Genomic DNA, 23,104 nt, shown 5'->3' with positions numbered 1-23,104 from the left:
TAAAAAAGCTCCTAAAAGCAAAAAAGACACTTCAATTATGAAGTGTCTTTTGTAGTAGCGGGAACTGGACTCGAACCAGTGACCTTCGGGTTATGAGCCCGACGAGCTACCTACTGCTCTATCCCGCGATTTGGATTGCAAATATACGTCATATATATAGTTCTCACAAACTATTTTAAATAAAATATTTAATCTCTTTTTAATTATTACTTAACACTTGATATTCTTACCTTTGACTAAACAATCAATCTTACTCTTATGCTTTCTAAAGCTTGTAAATACGCTATTAGAGCTATATTATTTCTAGCAATCAACTCTAATAAAGATAAAAAGATAGGAATTAAAAAAATAGCCGAAGAACTACAAACTCCACAACCCTTTTTAGCCAAATTATTACAACAACTTAGTACACATAAGTTGGTTTCGTCTACCAAAGGACCTGGTGGTGGGTTTTATTTGTCTGAAAAAGATTTACAAATAAAACTATGGGACATTGTTGTTAATATTGATGGTACAGATAAATTTGACCAATGTTTTTTAGGACTTAGTCTTTGTAGCGATAAATATCCTTGTCCAGTACACCACATAGTAAAGCCTTTTAAAAATGAAATTTTAGTAGATTTTAGACAAAAAACAATTGAACAGTTAAAAGGAGAAATAGAAACTGAAGGAACATTATTATCTCTTAAACTTTTAGAAAAATAAAAAAGCTGTGTTTTTAATTCGAACAAAAATTAAAAACACAGCTAGCAACTAAAACAACTTACGTGCAACTACTCACGCTTTTTCTTTGTGATAATATCTTAATGCATGTTCTTTTTGTCTATCGGAACTAAAATTTGATACTTTTTTAAGATAACCTATTACTCTTGTTGCATGATCTATATTGGTAGAGCCACAACTAGAACAAGAGTACAAAGTTCTTTTATCTATATAATTACATTCATTACAAACGGTTATTTTAATATTAAAACAAAAATAATTGCAACCTGCCCTTGCTGTAGCCCCTATTAATTTAACAAATCCTTCTTTCGATAATGTTTCTTCTAAGTTTAAATGCAATGCAGAGCCACCGTCTAAGTACTGAATGTATTCTTTACCATGAAGCATAATTTTATCTAAGGTGTTTAAGGCTTCGTCATCTACTGCATAAAAATAAGAATTGTAACAATCTCTATAAACCTCCAACCCATCTTGTTGGTCCCATTTTGCATTTTTAACTCCTAAATTTTCAGCAGGTACAAATTCTGTATTAAATAAATATCCCCATTCATCTTTTGCATTTTTGTTTTCATTAAAAATTGCTTTCAAATAATTATTTATAAATGCTTTGTAGTTTGGGGTATCCTGAGCTTTAATCCCTAAACTTTCGGCAGCTTCTACCATTCCATTAATTCCTATAGTTAAAAACTGCTTATCCAAAGAAATAAATCCCGAATTGTAAACAGGCAATAAACCAGCTTCACAATACTCGTCCATCAATTTTCTATAAGCTACTTGATATTTATGAATTTTTTTCACTTCTTTTCTGATGTCTTTTTTGTGCTGAATCAATCGATTCATATTTAAGGTAATTACATTTATAGAACCTGTAGCAACACCTCCTGCTCCTAAAGAATAACTAAAAGTATGATCCGTAATTTCATTCCTTAATCGACAACAAGATGCTAAACTGTCTGCATTTTCTGACTGATATATAAAAAAGGAATTTCCTTCACTTAATTCCTTAGCACACATTTGAGTAAATTCTGCATCTTTAGGCATTCCGTTTTCAACTAACATGGCTGCAGTTACTACCGGAAAAGTTAGAACAGCTTTTGTTCTTTCTTTGTTAAACCAGGTCATAAAAAAGGTTTGTAATTTTTTTAATCTATCCCAACTAGGTTTTTGCATATCTGGAAAAACAAATTCGCCAAACATGCTATTAAAATAATATTCATCATATAAAGATATGTTCCAAAACACAGATTGATATCCTCTTGCTGCTGCTGGTTGATTAACAGCATACACCACATGTTGCAAATGATTTTTTACTGTTCCTGTAGCATCATCTAAATAATTTCCTCCATAATCTATTGCTGCAAAATGATCAAAATATAATAAAAATTCTACCGTAGCCAAAGCTCCTGCAAACTGAGAGCTTACTGCAAAAACCAGATTTACAAACTCTCCACAATAACTTTCTAAATGTTTAGGAGCTCGGCTTTCTCCTCCTAATTTGGTTAATCCATCCAATAAAAAAGGATACATGCTTATAGAAACACAATAAGGTTTTAAGGAGGTTTCATCATGTACATAAATTTCATGATTCTCTATTTGCCTTTCATATTCATTTGCTAAATCTTTCCCAAAAAGAGTTTCTATTTTACTTTTAATTAAAGCTCTGTTTACCTGAATATTGATATCCTTATTTAGTTCTGCTTCCATTGTAGCAATGTTTTTTGAAGTAACATTTGCATTCGCATCTACTTTAGAACCATCGGCTGCATTTTCTGAATACAGATATTGATTGATAAAATTAATTTTTTGAGCTATTTGTTGTTCTGTTAATCTGATCATATTTTTTTTTTTTTGAAATAATACATTCCATAATTTTCCTGTAGCCACTTCTGTAAATTTCTGATTGGTTTCTACACAATCTAAGCCTCCTTTTTCTGTAATCCACTCCCCTGTTTTCACCCAATCCAAATAACTTAAAATTTTATTGTCTACTTTTCTCAACCCCGTATACAAACATGTTTTGTACCCTTTTTTCTTAGCTTGTTTTAATCTCTTTATCAATTCTTTTTTTTCCCATTCTCCCCCCATAAACAAAACACAAGAAGCATAATTTTTATATCTATTTAATAATTCAAAATATTTTTTTTTGGTTAGCAAAACTCCATTTTCTTTTTTTAACAAAAACGGAGAATGACATCCGTTACACCGTAGCGGACATCCTGAAATAGAAAAACAAATACTTATTTCTCCTGGTACTTCTTGAAGAGCAATGTCAACTTTATAAAAATTCATATAAAAAGATATTTTTATCTTTTATAAAAGTAATACATATAATATCTACTTTTTAAATTTAATTTTTAAACTTATTAAAAAAGTTATAAACACTAAAGATTAGAACAAATGATGAAAACAGCACATCATAGAACTTATAAATGCGAAAATTATAACAATAATAGTTACATTTGATTAATTAGGAACAAACCAACTGTTATGCATTTAAAACCAAAAAATAATTCATTAGCATTACTTTTACTACTACTTACCTGTGTTACAAACATATGGGCACAAGCCCCATATAACTTTGATAGAATTACGACTAGAAACGGTTTATCTCAGAGTGATATTAACACCATCCACCAAGATAAAAAAGGATTTATGTGGTTTGGAACTCATGATGGGTTAAACAAATTTGATGGCTATGATTTTACAACATACAAACCTAACATTAACAATAAAAAATCTATTGGAAGTAATTTAATTTACAAAATCATAAGTGATAAAGATGACAATTTATGGATTGGTACTACTGGTAAAGGTGTTGATTTTTTTGATAAATCTACCGGAGAATTTCATCATATAAAGCACGATAAAAATGATCCAAATAGTTTATCTAGTGATTATGTCAATTCCATTTTTATAGACAACAAAGACAATCTTTGGGTAGGGACCGCTAACGGACTTAATGTTGCTAGTTTAAAAAACAAACAAAAACCATTAAAATTTACTTCCTATAATTTAGTAAATGGTAAAATAAACAGTAGTCTTTATATGAGTAGTATTTATTCTATTTATCAAGACAAACAAAATCAAATTTGGGTAGGTTCTTCTAAAGGATTTTTTATGCTCTCTCGTGATTCTATGGGAGAAATTTACTTTAAATGTATAAACGAACAAATAGGTTTGCCTTATGGACCTGTTAATTCTATTATTGAAGATCAGTTTGGAAAATTACTTATTGGTTCTGGTATGGGTTTATATGTGTATAGATCTAAGCCTACATTAAAAAAAGTAAAACAATTATATTCAGGTTTTATAAGTGTAGTTGTAGTAGATAAAAACAATAATATTTGGGCTGGTAGCAACTATGGTTTAGTCACCTACAAAAACAATGATAAAAATAGATATCCTGTAAAAGACTATCATTATTTATACAATCCTAAAAACGACAAAAGCATTAGCAAGAATGTAATTAAATCTATTCATATAGATAAAACAGGAATTATATGGATAGGTACTCAAGGAGGTGGGATTAATAAAATAGATACCTCCAGAAAAGGATTTAGAGTAATAAAAAACAATCTAGACCCTAAAAGTCTTAGTTACGACAATGTTAGAGCTTTTTACGAAGATGAACAGCAAAACCTATGGATTGGTACAGAAGGCGGAGGTGTAAACATTGCTTTAAAAAACAGTAACTATCAAAGTTTTATAAAAATAAATAACTTTAGAAAGTGTTTTGTGATTACTAAACTAAAAAGTCAAAACAAAATATTGTTTGGAACAGAATCAAATCCTGGATTGTATGAATTAGACTTATCTAAAGTTAAAGATTTAACCAAAATAACTAAAAATGATATAAAAGAAGTCTCCGAAATTACAAATAGTGTATTTTCTATACTTGAGGACAGTAGTCAAAATTTATGGATTGGTACTTACAACAATGGTTTACATAGATGGCTAAAAAAACCAGATGGAAGTGGTTATATAAAAGACAATCTTGTTCACAACGAAAACAATTCGGATGGATTATCTAACAATATTATTAGAAAAATTTACGAAGATAGTGAGCATAACATATGGTTTGGTACAGCAGATGGTTTAAGTAAATTACCTAAATCTCAGATCAATGCTTTAAACCCAAAATTTATAAATTATAAAAACATTCCTACCGACAAAACATCTATTAGCCACAATTACATCTTAGAAATTACAGAATCTAGCAATCATGAACTATGGATAGGAACTTTAGGAGGTGGTATTAACAAGCTAATTACTCCTTTAAATCAAAATATTGCAGAGTTTACTAATTATTCAGAAGATGATGGATTAGCTAACAATGTAATTAAAGGTATTTTAGAAGACAGTGCTAACAATATGTGGATATCTACAAACAAAGGATTATCTAGATTTAAGCCCGAAGAAGGTATTTTTAAAAACTACGATGTTAATGATGGTTTACAAGCCAACGAGTTTCAAGAATTGGCAGCTATTAAAAGAAAAAATGGAGAACTAGTTTTTGGAGGTATCAACGGATTCAATGTTTTTTATCCTAAAACAATTATAGACAACCCCTATAAAGCCAAAGCTGTTATTACTCAATTCTCTATATCTAATCAACCCGTTCATAGAGGACAAGAATTTAATGGTAGAGTTCTTTTTAACAAAATGATTCACGAAACAGATTTATTAGAATTAAAACATAACGAAAATAGTTTTTCTTTTGAATTTGCAGCCCTACACTATTCTGCTCCAGAAAAGAATAAATTTGCTTACAGATTAGATGGTTTTGATACAAAATGGATTTATACAACCTCTAAAAAAAGGTTTGCTACTTATACAAACTTAGCTCCAGGAAAATATACATTAAGAATAAAAGCATCTAACAACGATGGTATTTGGGAAGAATCTAAAGAAGAAATAAAGATTATAATTACTCCACCTTTTTGGAAAACAACTACAGCCTATGTATTGTACTGTTTGCTTATTTCTTTAATTCTTTTCCTTTTTTGGAAAAATATAATTGCTCGTGCAGAACAAAAACACCTTTCTGAACTAGAAGTAATAGAAAAGAACAAACAAGACGAACTTCAGAATTTAAAACTGGAGTTTTTCACAAATATTTCTCATGAGTTTAGAACCCCACTAACTCTTATAAAAGGACCTTTAGACTTTTTACAAAAAAAAGGATTGCAAATTAAACCTGAAACTCACGAAGAACAACTAAAACTAATTCAAAAAAACACCAACTATCTATTAAGACTTGTAAATCAATTACTAGACTTTAGAAAAATGAACCAAGGAAAAACAACTTTGGTTATGAGAAATAGTAACATTGTAAACTTTATACAAGAAGTAGCAGAACCATTTCAGTTTTTGGTACATAAAAAGAACATTAACTTTAATTTACACACCCCAGAACAAAACATATACAGTTGGTTTGATCATGATGCTATTGAAAAAATCATCAATAACTTACTATCAAATGCTTATAAGTTTACCCCTAAAGACGGAAGTATTAATGTTTTTGTTTTACATGAAAACGATCAGGTAATTATTAAAGTAATTGATTCTGGTATTGGAATTGCCCAACATCAAATGAAAAATATTTTTGAAAGATATTATACCAAAAAAGACAAAAACGAAAACAATCCTACAGGAATTGGAATTGGATTGGCATTTACCAAAAACTTAGTAGAGTTACACCAAGGAAATATTGAGGTAATTAGTGAAAAAGGAAAAGGAACAGAATTTATCATCACCTTACCAACACAAAAAGAAGCTTATTCAGACAATCCATCTATTGTTTGTAAAGAAGATACAGACGGTGATTACAATACAAGATCCTCAGAAATGGAATCTTTTGCTATTGATGTTAGTGATGATGTAACAGATCAGACCTTATCTAACAATCGTACTAATGAGCTTCCTATTCTATTAATTGTAGATGATAATGAAGATATTAGGACATTTATTAGACACTCTCTAGAAGATGAATATAAAATCTACGAAGCCGAAAATGGTTTACAAGGTTTTGAAACCGCAATTAAAATTATACCTAACGTAATTATTACAGACTTGGTAATGCATATTATGGATGGTATGGAACTGTGTGAAAAACTAAAAACAACAGTAACTACTAGTCATATTCCTATTCTTATTTTATCAGCCAAATTATCTCAAGAAATTGAATTACAAGGTTTAAAAAATGGTGCTGATGATTATATTAGAAAACCATTTGACATGGAAGTTTTAAATCTGAAACTTAAAAACATTACTAAAAAGAGAGCGTTGCTAAGAAAACGTTTTAACAGAGAAGTAAACTTAAAACCAGCAGAAGTAACCGTAACCTCTGCAGATGAAAGGTTCTTAAAACAAGTAATTGAAATTATAGACAAGCACATGTCTAATACAGAGTTTAGTGTAGAAATGTTGGTTAACGAAATTGGACAAAGTAGAAGTAACTTATATTTAAAATTAAAAGAAATTACAGGTTTATCTTCTAGTGAATTCATCAGAAGTATCCGTTTAAAAAGAGCCATGCAACTCTTTGATTCTACTGATTTACCCGTAAAAGAAGTAATGTACAAAACAGGCTTTAGTACAGCTTCTTATTTTTCTAAGTGCTTTAAAAAACAATTTGGAGCCAAGCCAAGTGATTATTTAAACAAGAAAAAAGGTAATAGTGATAATATTTCTGTTGATGATTTATTGTAGTTAATCTATAAACCAAAAAAAGGAGGAGTGCATTTCTAATTAGAAATACACTCCTCTCTTTTTATACGATAAATACCTATCTACCTAACTCTTAAAACACTCTCTTTATAAAGTAGTTTTAATTCACCTATATGTTTTTTATTAATAACATCCTAAAACATTTGTACTTTACGAGTAATAACTTTGAATTACAACTATACATGTATGCTCCTTTTAATAACTCATCTGCTAGAAATAAAAACACCACTTAAAGCCTTATAAATTGATTTTCTTACAATTAAACAACAACAACCTATAGATACTCTTATAAAACTAGATTAAACATCCTTTTAAACACTAGCGTTTATTAAAAAACTGACCATCAATATTTCATTGTTTTTATAGTAATATATATGCTCTATTAATTTTTAATTGTACTATATACTTTAGTAAAATCCAATAAAAAACTCCACTTAAAAGTTAAGTGGAGTTTAATATTAATAGTTAGCAGTTTAACTATGGTCTAGTTTCTATCTCTTGTAAAAAGAAATCATCCATATAAATTATTGCATCGGTAGTTGTATCTCCTCCTGATCCAAATCTTAACCTAACTTCTTCTAACGAATCTGGGCTAATTTCAATTGATCTTTCTTTCCAAACACCTTCTGGAAACATATTTACATCTCTTACATTCCCCCATAATTTTTGTCCCCAATCTGGTAACAAAAAGAACCCTGTGGTTCCTGGTCTAACTGTTGTAGAAGCATCTACATAAACCTTATAACTAAATTTATAAGTTTTAGTATTATCTAATACTAAACCAGCAGGTAATTTTGCTGTAACAAAATACCACTCAATTCCTGGATCCATATTAACTTTTAAACTGTAAGTACCTGTAGCAGCTACTTCGTCAGATCTTGTTACTGTTATTGGATCTGTTGCTGTTAAAGCCTTCCATCCCATTCCAGTTTCTAATCCAGAAATATCCGAATGAATTAGGTTTACATTGTGCATTTGAACTGTCTCATCGGTAAAAGTTATTGGCTCTCTTGTATCTGTAGACACTAAACCGCTTCCTTCTTTCATTGTAACGGTAATTACATCTGGTCTGTAAATAGGTTCTACTAATTTAATATCTAAGAAAGTAGCATCTGCTTCGTTTACAGTTACACTTTCAATATCAAAAACAACTCCATTTACCTTAACCTCAAAGAATGATTCCTTACCTGTAGCTTCAACAAATTCTCCATTAAACGGAATTCTAATTGTTTCATTCTCTAACTCTATAACGTTACCCGTTAACTGAAAAGGTTGTGTTGAAGGTATTACCTTTATTGGTGCTGGGAAAACATACGTATCCGAATCTCCAGGAGTAGTTTCTCCTGTTCTATTAGCTGTTATTCCTCCTTCAAAAACTCCTAATTTCTTTAATAACATAGTAGCATCTTCCGCAGCACTATATGCTACGTTTTGACCACTATTTGGATCTCCTTCTACAGTAGGTCTTCTTACAAAGAAATTACGTCCAGTAGGCTCACCAATGGTTGTTTTATCTATAAAGTTTAAAGAACCACCAGCTTCTACATAAATAGTATCTGTAGATTTATGATTTACTACAACCCCATCTTGTCTTACTTCTAATTCAGCTATAATAGTATCATAAACCTTTACTACAAAAGTAGTATCAATTACCCACTTATTACCAACTTGAACTGATGCCATTTCATAATCCTCACCATTTCTGTGTCCTCTAAAAGCGACTGAATCTCTAAATTCATTATACAATCTAACTTTTTGCAATCCAGACTTTCTAAATAAAACACTTACCGTTTTAGCATTAGAAACTGTATCTCCATCATTAATAATTAAAGACTCAATATTATTAGGTACACGCTCAATAGGTCCTTTTAAAAAGGCATTTCCTGTTTGTATTGTCCAAGCATGCTTAACTTCACCTAATGACAAATCAGCAAATGTCATATAGTCATATATATTCTTTTCTAATATTTGTGAAGTTCCTTCAGATGTGTAAAAACCTACATCCGAAAAATCATCTGGAGAATCGTATCCCCCAGTAGTACATCCCACTATAAATGTGGAAAGCGCTATTAATGTTAATTTTATTTTATTTTTCATTTATAAAAATTTTAGTTCAATATTTTATTACGGAAGAAGTTTTATTCTGAAACGATGTTATATAGGTTACCATTAGAAATTATTTCTGAGTTAGGAACTGGCCAATATGCTTTTGTTTCATTATAATTTATAGCTGCTTCTTGAAACTCATTCCAGTTTGAATCAATATCTGGATCTCCAACTGGCAACTCTTGTACAATAGAACCCCATCTAGTCACTTTTACTCCATCAGCCATAGTTACCTCATAGTCATTAGCTTTATATCTCTTAGCAGCCAACTCTTCAAATCTTGTTTTCTTTAAATTTGGAATTACATAAGTACCATACTCTGCCCATCTTCTTAAATCAATATTTCTATCACCGTCACCTTCACATGCCAATTCTAAAGGATATTCTTTAAACCTTAAATGTTCCATTAAAGAAGCTCCATCATAAGCAATATTATTGTGATCATTATTAGGAAACTCACCTGTACCATCAAGCCCCAATAATTTTACACCTGCACGTCTTCTCACTTTGTTAATGTATTTTAAAGCTTCATCAACATTTCCTAATTCTATTTGACACTCTGCGTATTGTAAATAAATCTCACCCAAACGAATTAATCTTTCATTAATTGCCGAACGTACTTTTCCTGGAGATAAAGCATCTTCATTCACAGCTCCTAAATCCCAGTTAGTATGTTTACGGAAAAAACAAGTCATTTTAACATTAAAAATTGTTACTTGTCCTGGTAAATCTCCTTTTGCTGGATTTGAATTTGCATAATATGGAGTATCCAATTCATCTACCAATGCAACAGACTGTGATGTTCTTGGACTGAAAGATCTAAATCTTTGAGTAATGTTACCGTTACCATCGTCTTCAGTAATTATATTTCTAGAATCTTTAGTATCTATTGGATCGTTTCTATACTCTAAAATTAACCAGTTAGCAGCAACTGCATTCCACCATCCGTTTACTCCTGTTAATCCTTTATGATAAGCAGTATTAGCAACATCTCTACCATCCCACTGATTTAAATTATCTTTAAAATCCATAGAATATACTACTTCTAAAATAGACTCTTCATTCAACTCATCTCTAGTTGTAAAGTTACTTCCTATATCTTCTGTTAAAGCATAACCATAATCATTAATTACTTTATCAAAGTAATCAGAAGCTGTTGTAAACTCTCCGTGATACATAGCTGTCTGCCCTAATAATGCTACCGCAGCACCAGCTGTTACCCTACCTTTATGACCATCATTCCAAGATATTGGTAGGCTTTTAGAAGCATATTCTAAATCTGCTTCCAAAAATGCTCTTACTTTTTCTGCTGGTTGAATTGGCTGAGCCATTTTTTCTGGTGTGTCATATGCTTTGTCATGAATTGGCACCGCACCTCCATTAAAAGAATTGTATAATAAAAAGTACATATACCCTCTTAAAAATCTAGCTTCTGCATAAATATAAGCCGCTCTTTCTTCATCAGATTCAGAATTAAAAGTTCCTTTTAATCTGTCATAAGCATCTATTACTTGATTTGCTGAAAATATTGTGCTGTAATTTTGATGCCATTTCTGGTTTGGAATCGTAGATGCTTCGTTAAAAATTTGTAAATAGTATTCATTAGAGTTTGTAGGTCTTTGAAAACCACTACCCCATGCCAAATCACTTCGCAACATGTCATCTGTCATTCGGATGTTATTGGCACTCGCAAAATCTTTATAAGCTCCTGTTAATCCAAATTCTAAATCGTCTATTGTTTGCCAGAACGTTGTTGTAGATGGCTGATTAGGATTGTCTTCTATAAGAAAATCATCTTGACAACTGGTAAAAGTTAACGCCAACACACTAAAGAAGGCTAACTTTATATATATTATTTTTTTCATTACTTTCATGTTTTTAGATTTTTTAATAGATTAAAATTCTAATTGAATACCAGCTCTTACCTGCCCTGTTACAGGATATCTACCTTTATCAATACCTCTAGTACTCAATCCATTTCCTCCTACTTCAGGATCATATCCAGTATATTTAGTTAACGTTAATAAGTTTTGAGCAGCTAAATAGAACCTTAACTTGTTAACCCCCATTTTTTGTGTCTTCTTTTTAGGAATTGTATACCCTACAGTGATGTTACGTAATCTTAAATAACTTCCATCTTCTAACCAATAATCAGTGTGTCCACGGTAGTTATTGTGTGTAGCTGTTCTATATACTGGTATATTTGAATCTGTGTTAAATGATGACCATTGATATAATAAATCTTGATGATTTTGTGACTTGTAAGCCAAAGCTTTGTTACCATTTAATATTTCACCTCCAAAAGCACCATACCACTGCATAGCCATATCAAAACCTTTGTAGTATGCATTAAAATTCCATCCTATTTCAAATTCAGGAACTCCACTTCCTGCATAAGTTCTATCATCAATAGTAATTTTTCCATCACCGTTTTCATCTACATAAATTAAATCTCCCATTAAAGCATTAGGATCTATTTGCTGATAAGCAAGTAATTGTTCTTGTGTTTGGATAACTCCATTAGTTTCGTGTAAGAAAAAAGCTCCTGCCTCATACCCTTCTCTAACCAATGTCGTTAAATCTTGATCGTTTGAGTGACCTGAAATAGTACTATCATCAAAATAAATAACAGGATTACTTTCATCCATTTTTGTTACCTCATTCTCATTTTTGGTAAATGTTAATCCTGTATTCCAAGAGAACTTACCTTTATGTCTATAGTTTACCGCCAATTCTATACCCTGATTGGTCATATCTCCTACATTTCTTACAACCGTTTCATCTGCAGAACCTCCTCCTGCTGAAGTTGGCACTAATACTGGAAGTAACATATCTTCTTTGTTAGTTCTATACAAGTCTAAATTCATTGTTAACTTGTTTGATAAAAAAGCCATATCAACCCCAAGGTTTTGTGATATAGAAGTTTCCCATTTTAAATTAGGATCTGCAAAGGTCTCTTGAGTTGCCCCATTGTATAAAACTTCTCCACCATCACCTCCAAACACATAATCTCTACTTAACTGAATTACTGGAGCAAACGCATAATCTGGTGCACCATTATTCCCTGTTGTACCTCTACTGGCTCTAACTTTAAACTGAGAGATATATCTTTTAATTGGTGACCAAAAGTATTCATCATGAACATTCCATCCTAAACTAACAGAAGGGAAAATTGCATAAGGTTCAGCTCTAAATCTTGAAGATCCATCTCTACGCACAAATGCATTAACTAAATACTTTCCTTTATAGTTATATTGAACTCTTGCCAAACTACCAATAATTGTATTTCTTCTGTCCTGTGTCCATTGGTTTGTTCCCGACTCTACATAAGCTTCATCTTGTAAAGCATTATTTAACACAGTAATCTCATTGTTAAACAAATCAAACTTACGAGCTAAAAATTGTGAATACTCATATTGTTCTGCAGAATATGCCAATGTAAAGTTTACATTATGACTACCAATACTCTTTTTATAATTTAAGAAACCATCTATTGTTTTCTTAGTCTGTAAAGTACTTGTATTCGTTACACTTGATTGTGTATTTTGAATTTTTGTACCATCATCTTTAATAGCAATAAACTCAGGGTTTACTGTAACTTGGGTTCCGTTGTTATAACTAACAGCTCCTCTAGTGGTGAATTTTAAATTATCAGAAATGTTATAGGTAGCATTTATATTAACATCAAAGTAATGATTAACTCTATCATTTTTTTGATTTAACTTTTGCCCTAAGTAAGATACGTTCTGAGCTTCGTTATCATCTCCAAGATTTTCTAAAACACTTGCATCAGTAACCAATTCTGGTTGTAATGGGCTGTATTTAATAGCATCTTGAATTAACCCCCAAGGAGAAATCTTATTATCTTCTACTCTAAAAGAAATTCCTGATTTAATATCCCACTTACCTTTTTTATAAGAGGTATTAGATCTTAAGTTAAAACGATCGTACTGAGAATTCCACAACACCCCTTCTTGACTAAAAAAACTACCGTTTACATTATATGATAAACCATTTTTTCCTCCAGAAATACTTAAGTTATGATTTTGAATTGTTGCATAATCATTCTCAATCAAATCGAATAAGTTAGTATCGTTTGTTAAATAATGAGGAGAACGCTCTATCACTGTCCAAGTGTTACCAAATCTAGTTCCTTTTAAAGCTTCTCCTTCTAAATGCTCTACAAACAATCTTTGGTTTCTATCTAAAATAGGTGTGCTAGACGTGATTTTTTGAACACCAAAATAACTATTCAACCTTACATTCATCTGTCCTTCTCTTGCCTTTTTGGTCGTAATTAAAATTACCCCCGCAGCACCACGAGTACCATAAATTGCAGCAGATGCACCATCTTTTAACACATCAATACTTTCAATTTCATTCATACTCAATTTAGGATCATCTTCATAAGGAATTCCATCAACTACATACAAAGGCCTGTTGTTACCTAAAATAGAATTTACACCACGAATTTGAATATTAGATTCTTCTCCTGGTTCACCAGAAGTAGCAACAACATTTACACCCGCAATTTGTCCTTGAATAGCAGAACCTAAATCTGCCGTTGCCGTTCTTTCAATTACCTCAGCTTTTACATTTGCAACAGCACCAGTAACCTCTTTCTTCTTTTGAGTACCATACCCAACTACAACCACTTCTTCTAACTGAGCAGCATCTTGCTTTAACTCAATCTTAACAATGGTTTTCCCTTTTACAGGAACTTCCTTTTTAGTGTACCCCATATAATCTACCACTAAAACATCATTATTTTTAACATCAATTTCAAAATTCCCATCAAAATCTGTTACGGTTAATCTACCTGTACTCTTTACACTAACAGTCGCTCCAATTGCAGGCCCATCAATCGAACTAACGTTTCCAGAAACTTTCTTCGATTGTGCATGCATAAAACTGAAACTAAAAACACTAAGGAGTACAAACAGTACGCTCTTAGTTTTTAAGTTGTCAAATAATTTGAATTTCATAAGTTTAAGTTAATTTATATTATGATTACAAAGTTGAATAATTTCTATCCTGAGAAGGGCAACACATTAACAAATCAACGCACCAAATGTAGAATACTATATTAAATACTCAACAAAACAGAGCTTTACACATATATTATTCAAAATAATTCTCTGTTTTACAACAAAAAAATATTTTAAGAAGTTACAGTATTTTTAATATTAAATTAAAATAAGATGTAGTAAATGTTATTACAGAAATGTAATACTAGCTACAAAGGAAACATAGAAGTCTATATTATAGAAAAAAGAAAAACCCTCAACATATATGCTGAGGGTTTCTTTGTAGCGGGAACTGGACTCGAACCAGTGACCTTCGGGTTATGAGCCCGACGAGCTACCTACTGCTCTATCCCGCGATTTCGAGTGCAAATATAGCACATATAAGGACTTTGCACAAGGATTCTACAGAATAAAATACATAAAAACCACATAAAACTCCCAACACTCTACCTTACAGATAATTAAAAATTATTTATTTACTTACTACACCCACTAAACAAAAAGGTGTCTAGACAAAAAACTAGACATCTAAATTCAAAAAAACATGTACATTCCCCAAAAAAAACATTTCTGCTTTAAACTTATCACAACAAAACAAGTCATACATAACACAATCCCTAAAACCTCTCTCATGAAAAACCATCACTTAATACATTTATACAATCGTGTAGGATTTGGAATACTACCCAAGGAGGTTCAAAAATTAAACAAATTAAGTACCGAAGAAAACGTAAAACTTCTTTTTAAAAAATCTAAAAAGAGGAAGTCTATTAAAGTTGACGTTTCTAGTATAGAGAAAGTAGGTTTATCAATAGAAGATAAAAACGAAAGACGAAAACTACAACAGAAAGAAAATCGTCGTTTACTAAATAAACTAAACGTAAAATGGTTTGATCAACTATATACTTCTGAAACATTACTACATGATAAGATGAGATTGTTTTGGGCAAATCATTTTGTATGTTCTAGTAACTCTACTATACAAACCATTGAATATTTAAGCGTAATTGAAAAACACGCTTTAGGTAATTTTAAAGATTTTGTTGTAGCCATATCTAAAAACCCAATGATGATTCGCTACTTAAACAATCAACAAAATAAAAAAAAACACCCCAATGAGAATTATGCCAGAGAACTAATGGAGTTGTTTACTTTGGGAGTTGGAAATTATACAGAAAAAGATATTAAAGAATCTGCAAGGGCTTTTACAGGATGGTTTTCTAGCAAAAATGGCTTTACTTTTAAATCTAAATTTCACGATTTTGAATCTAAAACGTTTTTAGGAAAAACTGGGGATTTTGATGGTACTGACATTATAAATATAATTTTAGAACAAGAACAATGTTCTTTATTTATATCTGAAAAAATATATAAAGAATTTGTAAACCCTAAACCCAACCAAAAACACATAAAAAAAATGGCTAAAGTATTTCGTAAAAATTACGAAATAGCAGATTTAATGAAATTTGTACTTACTGCTGATTGGTTTTATGATGATGAAAATATTGGCGTTAAAATAAAATCACCTGTAGAACTATTGGTTAGTATTCACAACGTAATTCCTTATGAATTTAAAAGAGAGCGCTATTTTCAATATCTACAATTTAATTTAGGACAAAAGCTATTGTACCCACCTAATGTTGCAGGGTGGCCTGGAGACAAACAATGGATTGATGCCAATACCATTATGTTGCGTTTAAAACTAGCATCATCTATTGCACAACAAAAACAAATTGAACTAGAACCAGAATCTGCTTTTGAAGATGATTTTGAAACAATCAATAAACGAAAAAAGAACAAAGCTTATTTTATTTTTACTACGCTAGACTGGCAAGCTTTTGATTACAAAACAATAGGCACCAAAAATAAAGATTGGCAAGATGCACTCTTGGGCACCAAACTAAACAAACAAACTCAAGAAATTATAAATCCACTAATTAACAACTCCACAAAAGATTTCTGCATTGCTATTATGTCTATTCCAGAATATCAAATGTGCTAAAACGAATTTATCATGAAAAGAAGAGATTTTATCATTAATAGTTCCTTAGCTAGTGGAATGTTATTTGTACCCAGTTTTTTACAAGCTTTTGAAAAAATTCCTAAAAACAAACTAGGCCACAAAAAACTAGTTGTTATTCAATTATCTGGTGGAAACGATGGTTTAAACACCGTGATTCCTTACAATAATGACATTTACTACCGTAAAAGACCCAAGTTAGCTATTCCTAAAAAAGAGCTATTACGCTTAAATGGAGATGTTGGTTTACCAAACTACATGTCTCCTTTAAAAAATCTATACGATAAAGGTTATGTTAGTATTATTAATAACGTAGGATACCCAAATCCTGTTAGATCTCATTTTAGATCTGCAGATATTTGGCAAACTGCCACAGATGCTAACGAATACAAATCTACAGGTTGGATAGGTAATTATATTGATGCATATAAATTAGAATCACACATGGCTATTGATGTAGACAATAAACTATCTTTAGCCTTAAAAGGAAAAGACAAAAGCGGTATTGCGGCTTTTGACCCAAAATTATTGCATAGAAATGCAAGTGATCCTTTCTTAAAAAAAATAGCAAACAAACATCATTTAGACGAACATTTAAATGAAGAAAACTTAGGATATTTATACAAACAAATGATTCAAGCAGAATCATCTGCAACTTATATTCACGAAAAATCAAAAACATATAAATCAAACACCAAATACAACAGCAATTCTTTTGAAAAGCAATTGGCAACTACCGCTACTTATATAAACTCTCATTTAGAAACAAAAGTGTACTACGTATCTATGGGAGGTTTTGACACGCACGTATCTCAACCCTACAAACACAAAAGACTGATGAGCGTACTTTCTAACGGTTTGGAAAATTTTGTTAATGATCTAAAACAAAACGATACTTTTAAAGACACTTTAATTATGGTGTTTTCTGAATTTGGAAGACGTGTAGAAGAAAATGCAGGAATGGGAACCGATCACGGAGCTGCCAATAATTTGTTTGTATTAACAGAAAACTTAAAAAAACCCGGCATTTATAACAACACTCCAAATCTTGCCAACTTAGACAACAATGGAGATATTAAATATGAAGTAGATTTTAGACAAGTCTATTCTACTGTTTTAGAAAAATGGTTAGAAGCCGATCCTAAAAAAATACTAGGCAAATCTTTTGAAAACCTAAACTTTATTTAAACACAAAAAGGATAAGTATATTTTACTTGTCCTTTTGCTTTCATAAAACTTATAACTCAACACTAATTAACCAGCAAAAACTTCTATTTTTATTGATATCTATCAACTTGTAAAGTCATTAAAAAAACACGACTTTTGCAGTATCATATTTAGCTTTTAAACAAAGCTAGTAGCATGGATTAATGAAAACATCTAAAAAGATTTTAATTAAAATAGGCTCTAATGTATTAACGTTACCATCAGGTGCTCCTAATGAAGAACGTATTAAACATATTGTAGAGCAAGTTGCTTTCCTAAAAAAGGAAGGACATCAAGTTGTATTGGTATCATCGGGTGCCGTTGCTGCTGGTAGATCTAAAATTGAAGTCCCCAGTTCTTTAGATGCTATTAGTAAAAGACAGGTACTAGCATCTGTAGGTCAAATAGCGTTGATGAATTTATACAACCAATATTTCACAAATCATCAGTTAATTTGTTCACAAGTATTAATTACCAAAGAATCTTTTAGCACAAGAGAACATTATTTGAATATGACCAATTGTGTAGAAGCTTTGCTAAAATGTGACATTACACCTATTATTAATGAGAATGATGTGGTGTCTGTAACCGAATTAATGTTTACAGACAATGATGAAATTTCTGGTTTAGTAGCAAGTATGATTCAAGCAGACGAATTGTTAATTCTAAGCAATGTAGATGGTATTTTCACGGACCATCCATCAAAACCAGATGCTCTGTTAATTAGAGACTTTGACAACGAAGAAATAGATTTGGACAACGCTATTAGCGAAGAAAAATCTGAATTTGGTAGAGGTGGGATGCTTACCAAAGTAAATACTGCAATTAAAATTGCAGCCCTAGGAGTAAACGTATCTATAGGAAACGGAACAACTCCCAATATTACTGCTCAACTTTTAAAAAGAGAAGCAGGAACTTTTTTTAAAGCTCATTTTGATAAAAATAAAACGGCTGTCAAAAAATGGATCACCAATTCTGGAACTTTTTCTAAAGGAAAAATTTTTATAAATAAAGGTGCCTACAATGCTTTGTTAAATAACCAAGCAAATAGTTTACTACCCGTTGGAATTGAAAAAATAGAAGGAGCCTTTAAAAAAGGAGACATTGTTACCATTCTAGATTTAGAAGGCAACGAAATAGGTTACGGAAAAGCTTCTTATGGTGCAGAGAAAGCCCTTGTTTTACAAAAACAACACAACCAACCCGCATTAGTGCACTATAATTACTTAACTATAAAGTAAAATGGAATTAAAATTAGAACAGACATTTCAAAATTCAAGAAATGCGAGTAGAACATTAATAGAATTATCTAACGAAACTATCAATCAGATATTGGTAGAAATTTCTAACAAAGCAATTGCAAACACAACGGCTATATTAGATGCCAATCAAAAAGATTTAGACCGTATGGATAAAAACGATCCTAAATACGATCGTTTGTTATTAAATGCTGAAAGAATTGAAGGTATTGCAGGAGATATTAAAAACGTATCTAAACTAGAAAGCCCTGTTGGAAAAGTAATTGAAAACAAAATTTTAGAAAACGGATTAGACATTTCTAAAGTTAGGGTGCCTATTGGAGTTATTGGTGTTATATACGAAGCTCGTCCAAACGTATCTTTTGACGTATTTTCTTTATGTTTTAAAACCAAAAATGCTTGTATTTTAAAAGGAGGATCCGATGCTGAATTTTCTAACATCGCTATTGTAAACATTATCAAAGAAGTTTTAAAAGCTCACAATGTAAACACTAACGTTGTTACTTTATTACCTGCAGATAGAAGCGCTACTACAGAAATGTTAAATGCTGTAGAATATGTAGACATTATTATTCCTAGAGGAAGTCAAGGACTAATTAACTATGTAAGAGAAAATGCAAAAGTACCTGTTATTGAAACAGGAGCTGGTATTGTACATACTTATTTTGATAAAGATGGAGATATTGCCAAAGGAACTGCCATTATTGCCAATGCAAAAACAAGAAGAGTTAGTGTTTGTAATGCATTAGATTGTTTGTTAATTCACGAATCTCAATTAGATAATTTAAACACATTAACATCTGAGTTAGCTACTAAAGGCACAGTGGTGTATGCAGATGAAAAAGCATTTGAAAAATTAACAAACTATCCAAAAGAACTATTAAACAAAGCTGATGATTCACACTTTGGAACTGAATTTTTAGCAAACAAAATGGCTATAAAAACAGTAGCTAATATGGATAGTGCTTTAGATCATATTGCAAAATACAGCTCTAAACACAGTGAAGCTATTATTTCTGAAAATGCAGAAACCATTGCTAAATATTTAAATATTGTAGATGCAGCAGCTGTTTACGCAAATGCTTCTACCGCATACACAGATGGTGCTCAATTTGGTTTAGGAGCAGAAATAGGGATTAGTACACAAAAACTACACGCTAGAGGACCTATGGCACTAGAAGAAATTACCTCATATAAGTGGGTTGTTAAAGGTAACGGTCAAACTCGCTCTTAACATTCTATTAACTCTAAATAGTTAATATGACTTAAAAATATTACCTTTGAAATAGTTATCTAATTAACTTATTATTAGATAACTATTTTTTTTAGTTTAAAATCCCCCAAACAAACTATGATTTCGAGCAGAATAATTGATTTTTTTTCACAAACCCATGAAATACCTCAATCTGAAATAGAAATATTAATCAATTTAGTAAAACCAACAACTATTCTAAAAGGAGAGTTTTTATATATAGAAGGTAAAACTCCCAAACACGGAGCTTTTGTATTAGATGGTATTTTAAGAGAATACTACACCGATGCCAAAGGAGTAGACTACATAAGAAGGTTTGCTTATCAAAATTGGTGGATGGTAGATTTGTATGAATTATTACATGAAAAACCAGCTTTATGTAGTGTACAAGCAATAGAGGATACTAATTTATTAACTTTTACAAAAAAAGATTGTGAGCTTTTAATAAAAAAATGTCCTACTGCAGCTAGCGTATTACGCGAAATTTCTGCTGCTGAAAAATATTCTTTAGCCAAAAACGAAAAGAAAAAAAGAAGTTTATCAGCTTTAGAAAACTATGAAACCTTATTACAAAATCACCCCGGAATAGAAAAAAGAATTCCCCTTTTCCATATTGCAGCATATTTGAATATTAAACCGGAATCTTTAAGTAGAATCCGAAAACAAATGAATTTAACCAAAAGCTAATCATCTGTTAATATACACATTAAACAACACAACAGATACTTGCTAATTCATTACTATTTAGTAACTTTGCCCTGCTTTCTATGAAAAAGTATTACTAAACCCCAAAACAAAATGTAATGCTTGTTAAAATTATTGAATATTACAAGAAAAGAAATATCATTTTACCCCAAGAAGAAATTGATATTTTAACAAAACTAATAACTCCTCAATCTTTTAAAAAGAAGGAGTTTTTATTTAAAAAAAACGATACAAAAACCTCTGCTTTTTACATTGTAAAGGGTTGTGTTAGAGTATTTATCAAAGATCGAAAAAACAACGAATACAATCGATTTTTTGCTTTTGATGATTGGTGGGTTGGAGAATATCATCAAATCATTAACAGTTTACCCTCTACAATATCTGCACAAGCATTAGAAAAAACAGATGTAATATCTATTTCTCAAGATGCTTTTGAAGTAATTTTTACACAATGTCCAGTGTTTACAAAATCTACTTTAAACTTTTATTTAGCTAGCTATGCTAAACTATTAGAGAGAGAAGAGATAAAAAAAACAATGACCATAGAAGAACTTTATGTAGATATGATGGAAAATAAACCTATGATATTAGACAGAGTTCCCCTATATCACATTGCTAGTTATTTAGGTGTTAAACCAGAATCCTTAAGTAGAGTTAAGAAAAAATTTAAAGATTAACGCTCTTTCAACTCCTTTCCTTTTATAACCATCCTTTTTACGTATCTTTGCACAAAATTTTCATTTTATGAATAGTATTGTAGCCATTGTAGGAAGACCTAATGTAGGTAAATCAACGTTGTTTAATAGATTAATACAACGTAGAGAAGCCATTGTAGATAATGTTAGTGGTGTTACTAGAGACCGTCATTACGGTAAAAGTGATTGGAATGGAAAAGAGTTTTCTTTAATTGATACCGGAGGATATGTTGAAGGATCTGACGATATTTTTGAAGGAGAAATTAGAAAACAAGTAGTTCTTGCTCTAGAAGAGTGTGATATTATTGTTTTTGTGGTAGACGTTACTTCTGGTGTTACTCCATTAGATGAAGCCGTTGCTGGTTTATTAAGAAAAAGTAAAAAACCTATCTTTTTAGCCATCAACAAGGTTGACAATGCTATGCGTGATGCAGATTCTTTTGAATTTTACAACTTAGGACTAGGAGAGTTTTATACTATATCATCTATAAACGGTGGTGGAACAGGTGAACTTTTAGATGCTTTGGTTAAAGAGATGCCCGAAAACAACGAAGACGAAGAAATTAACCCAGAGGATGAATTGCCTAAATTTGCTGTTGTAGGAAGACCTAACGCAGGAAAATCATCATTTATAAATGCTCTGACAGGAAAAGACAGAAATATTGTAACCAACATTGCAGGTACTACTAGAGACACCATAGATACTGTTTATAATAAATTTGGATTTGACTTTAAATTAGTAGATACCGCTGGTATTCGTAAAAAGTCTAAAGTTAAAGAAGATATTGAGTTTTACTCTGTAATGAGAGCGGTAAGAGCTATAGAACATTGTGATGTTGCTATTCTTATGGTAGATGCCACCCGTGGTTTTGAAGGACAAGATCAAAACATATTTTGGTTGGCTCAAAAAAACCGTAAAGGAATTGTTATTTTAGTAAACAAATGGGATTTGTTAGACAAAGAAACCAATACCATGAAAAAGTGCGAAGAAATGATTCGCCGAGAAATAGCTCCTTTTACAGATGTGCCTATTGTTTTTACATCTACAATAACAAAACAACGTTTACTTAAAGCTCTAGAAACTGCCGTAGATGTTCATAAAAGTAGAAGTAACAAGATTGCAACTAGTAAGTTAAATGAAACTATGCTAGAGTTAATTCAAAACTATCCACCTCCTGCTGTCAAAGGTAAATATGTTAAAATTAAGTACTGTATGCAGTTGCCTACACCTACTCCACAATTTGCGTTTTTTGCCAACTTACCGCAATATATTAGAGAGCCTTACAAACGTTTTTTAGAAAACAAAATGAGGGAAATCTACGATTTTAAAGGAGTTCCAATTACCATATACTTTAGACAAAAATAACCCTGTTAGGTACACA

At 31.1% G+C, this 23,104-nt stretch carries 13 protein-coding genes, 2 tRNA genes and 1 pseudogene; 9 read left to right on the top strand and 7 right to left on the bottom strand.

What is annotated here, in order from left to right; all coding sequences use genetic code 11:
• Window positions 1-55 precede the first annotated feature (55 nt).
• A tRNA-Met gene (locus tag FHR24_RS04910) sits at window positions 56-128 on the bottom strand.
• Between the two features lie 130 nt (window positions 129-258).
• Here FHR24_RS04910 and FHR24_RS04905 point away from each other — a divergent pair.
• Complete coding sequence (locus tag FHR24_RS04905) at window positions 259-705, top strand: RrF2 family transcriptional regulator (RefSeq protein WP_167184711.1); 447 nt, start codon at window positions 259-261, stop codon at window positions 703-705.
• Window positions 706-777: 72 nt separating this feature from the next.
• Here FHR24_RS04905 and nrdD read toward each other — a convergent pair whose 3' ends face one another.
• Together nrdD and FHR24_RS15645 are read right to left on the bottom strand one after the other, a co-directional pair.
• Entirely contained in the window at window positions 778-2,607 is a 1,830-nt protein-coding gene (nrdD, locus tag FHR24_RS04900; protein WP_317166188.1) for an anaerobic ribonucleoside-triphosphate reductase, read from the bottom strand.
• 63 nt (window positions 2,608-2,670) lie between these two features.
• Window positions 2,671-3,012: pseudogene (locus FHR24_RS15645) on the bottom strand (4Fe-4S cluster-binding domain-containing protein); the annotation flags it as partial.
• Window positions 3,013-3,210: 198 nt separating this feature from the next.
• Here FHR24_RS15645 and FHR24_RS04895 point away from each other — a divergent pair.
• Complete coding sequence (locus FHR24_RS04895; RefSeq protein ID WP_167184705.1) at window positions 3,211-7,434, top strand: hybrid sensor histidine kinase/response regulator transcription factor; 4,224 nt, start codon at window positions 3,211-3,213, stop codon at window positions 7,432-7,434.
• A 495-nt stretch (window positions 7,435-7,929) separates the two neighbouring features.
• On the opposite strand, the gene FHR24_RS04890 is transcribed toward FHR24_RS04895, so the two are convergent.
• The 4 genes from FHR24_RS04890 to FHR24_RS04875 form a co-directional block, all read right to left on the bottom strand.
• Window positions 7,930-9,549, bottom strand: coding sequence for a hypothetical protein (locus FHR24_RS04890; RefSeq protein ID WP_167184702.1), 1,620 nt, complete (start codon window positions 9,547-9,549; stop codon window positions 7,930-7,932).
• Window positions 9,550-9,590: 41 nt separating this feature from the next.
• Complete coding sequence (locus FHR24_RS04885) at window positions 9,591-11,423, bottom strand: RagB/SusD family nutrient uptake outer membrane protein (RefSeq protein ID WP_167184699.1); 1,833 nt, start codon at window positions 11,421-11,423, stop codon at window positions 9,591-9,593.
• A 30-nt stretch (window positions 11,424-11,453) separates the two neighbouring features.
• Window positions 11,454-14,543: a SusC/RagA family TonB-linked outer membrane protein gene (locus FHR24_RS04880; protein ID WP_167184696.1), complete on the bottom strand. Its 3,090-nt coding sequence runs from the start codon at window positions 14,541-14,543 to the stop codon at window positions 11,454-11,456.
• Between the two features lie 325 nt (window positions 14,544-14,868).
• Window positions 14,869-14,941 (bottom strand) — tRNA-Met (locus FHR24_RS04875).
• A 275-nt stretch (window positions 14,942-15,216) separates the two neighbouring features.
• On the opposite strand from FHR24_RS04875, the gene FHR24_RS04870 reads away from it, so the two are divergent.
• From FHR24_RS04870 to der, 7 genes are all read left to right on the top strand, one after another.
• Window positions 15,217-16,587: a DUF1800 domain-containing protein gene (locus FHR24_RS04870; protein WP_167184693.1), complete on the top strand. Its 1,371-nt coding sequence runs from the start codon at window positions 15,217-15,219 to the stop codon at window positions 16,585-16,587.
• 12 nt (window positions 16,588-16,599) lie between these two features.
• Window positions 16,600-17,793, top strand: coding sequence for a DUF1501 domain-containing protein (locus tag FHR24_RS04865; RefSeq protein WP_167184690.1), 1,194 nt, complete (start codon window positions 16,600-16,602; stop codon window positions 17,791-17,793).
• A gap of 182 nt (window positions 17,794-17,975) precedes the next feature.
• On the top strand, window positions 17,976-19,052 hold the full coding sequence (proB, locus tag FHR24_RS04860; RefSeq protein WP_167184687.1) for a glutamate 5-kinase: 1,077 nt from the start codon (window positions 17,976-17,978) through the stop codon (window positions 19,050-19,052).
• Between the two features lies 1 nt (window position 19,053).
• Window positions 19,054-20,304: a glutamate-5-semialdehyde dehydrogenase gene (locus FHR24_RS04855; protein ID WP_167184684.1), complete on the top strand. Its 1,251-nt coding sequence runs from the start codon at window positions 19,054-19,056 to the stop codon at window positions 20,302-20,304.
• Between the two features lie 117 nt (window positions 20,305-20,421).
• Complete coding sequence (locus FHR24_RS04850; protein ID WP_167184680.1) at window positions 20,422-21,009, top strand: Crp/Fnr family transcriptional regulator; 588 nt, start codon at window positions 20,422-20,424, stop codon at window positions 21,007-21,009.
• A gap of 116 nt (window positions 21,010-21,125) precedes the next feature.
• Window positions 21,126-21,704, top strand: coding sequence for a Crp/Fnr family transcriptional regulator (locus FHR24_RS04845; protein ID WP_167184677.1), 579 nt, complete (start codon window positions 21,126-21,128; stop codon window positions 21,702-21,704).
• 67 nt (window positions 21,705-21,771) lie between these two features.
• The gene (der, locus tag FHR24_RS04840; RefSeq protein WP_167184674.1) at window positions 21,772-23,088 is read left to right on the top strand and encodes a ribosome biogenesis GTPase Der; all 1,317 of its coding nucleotides are present in this window, start codon (window positions 21,772-21,774) and stop codon (window positions 23,086-23,088) included.
• Window positions 23,089-23,104: the final 16 nt, after the last annotated feature.

Origin of the sequence: Wenyingzhuangia heitensis (assembly GCF_011762155.1) — a bacterium.
Classification (GTDB): Bacteria; Bacteroidota; Bacteroidia; order Flavobacteriales; family Flavobacteriaceae; genus Wenyingzhuangia; species Wenyingzhuangia heitensis.
The sequence above is the reverse complement of the archived record's forward strand: the minus strand, read 5'-3'. Positions and strand labels throughout refer to the sequence as shown.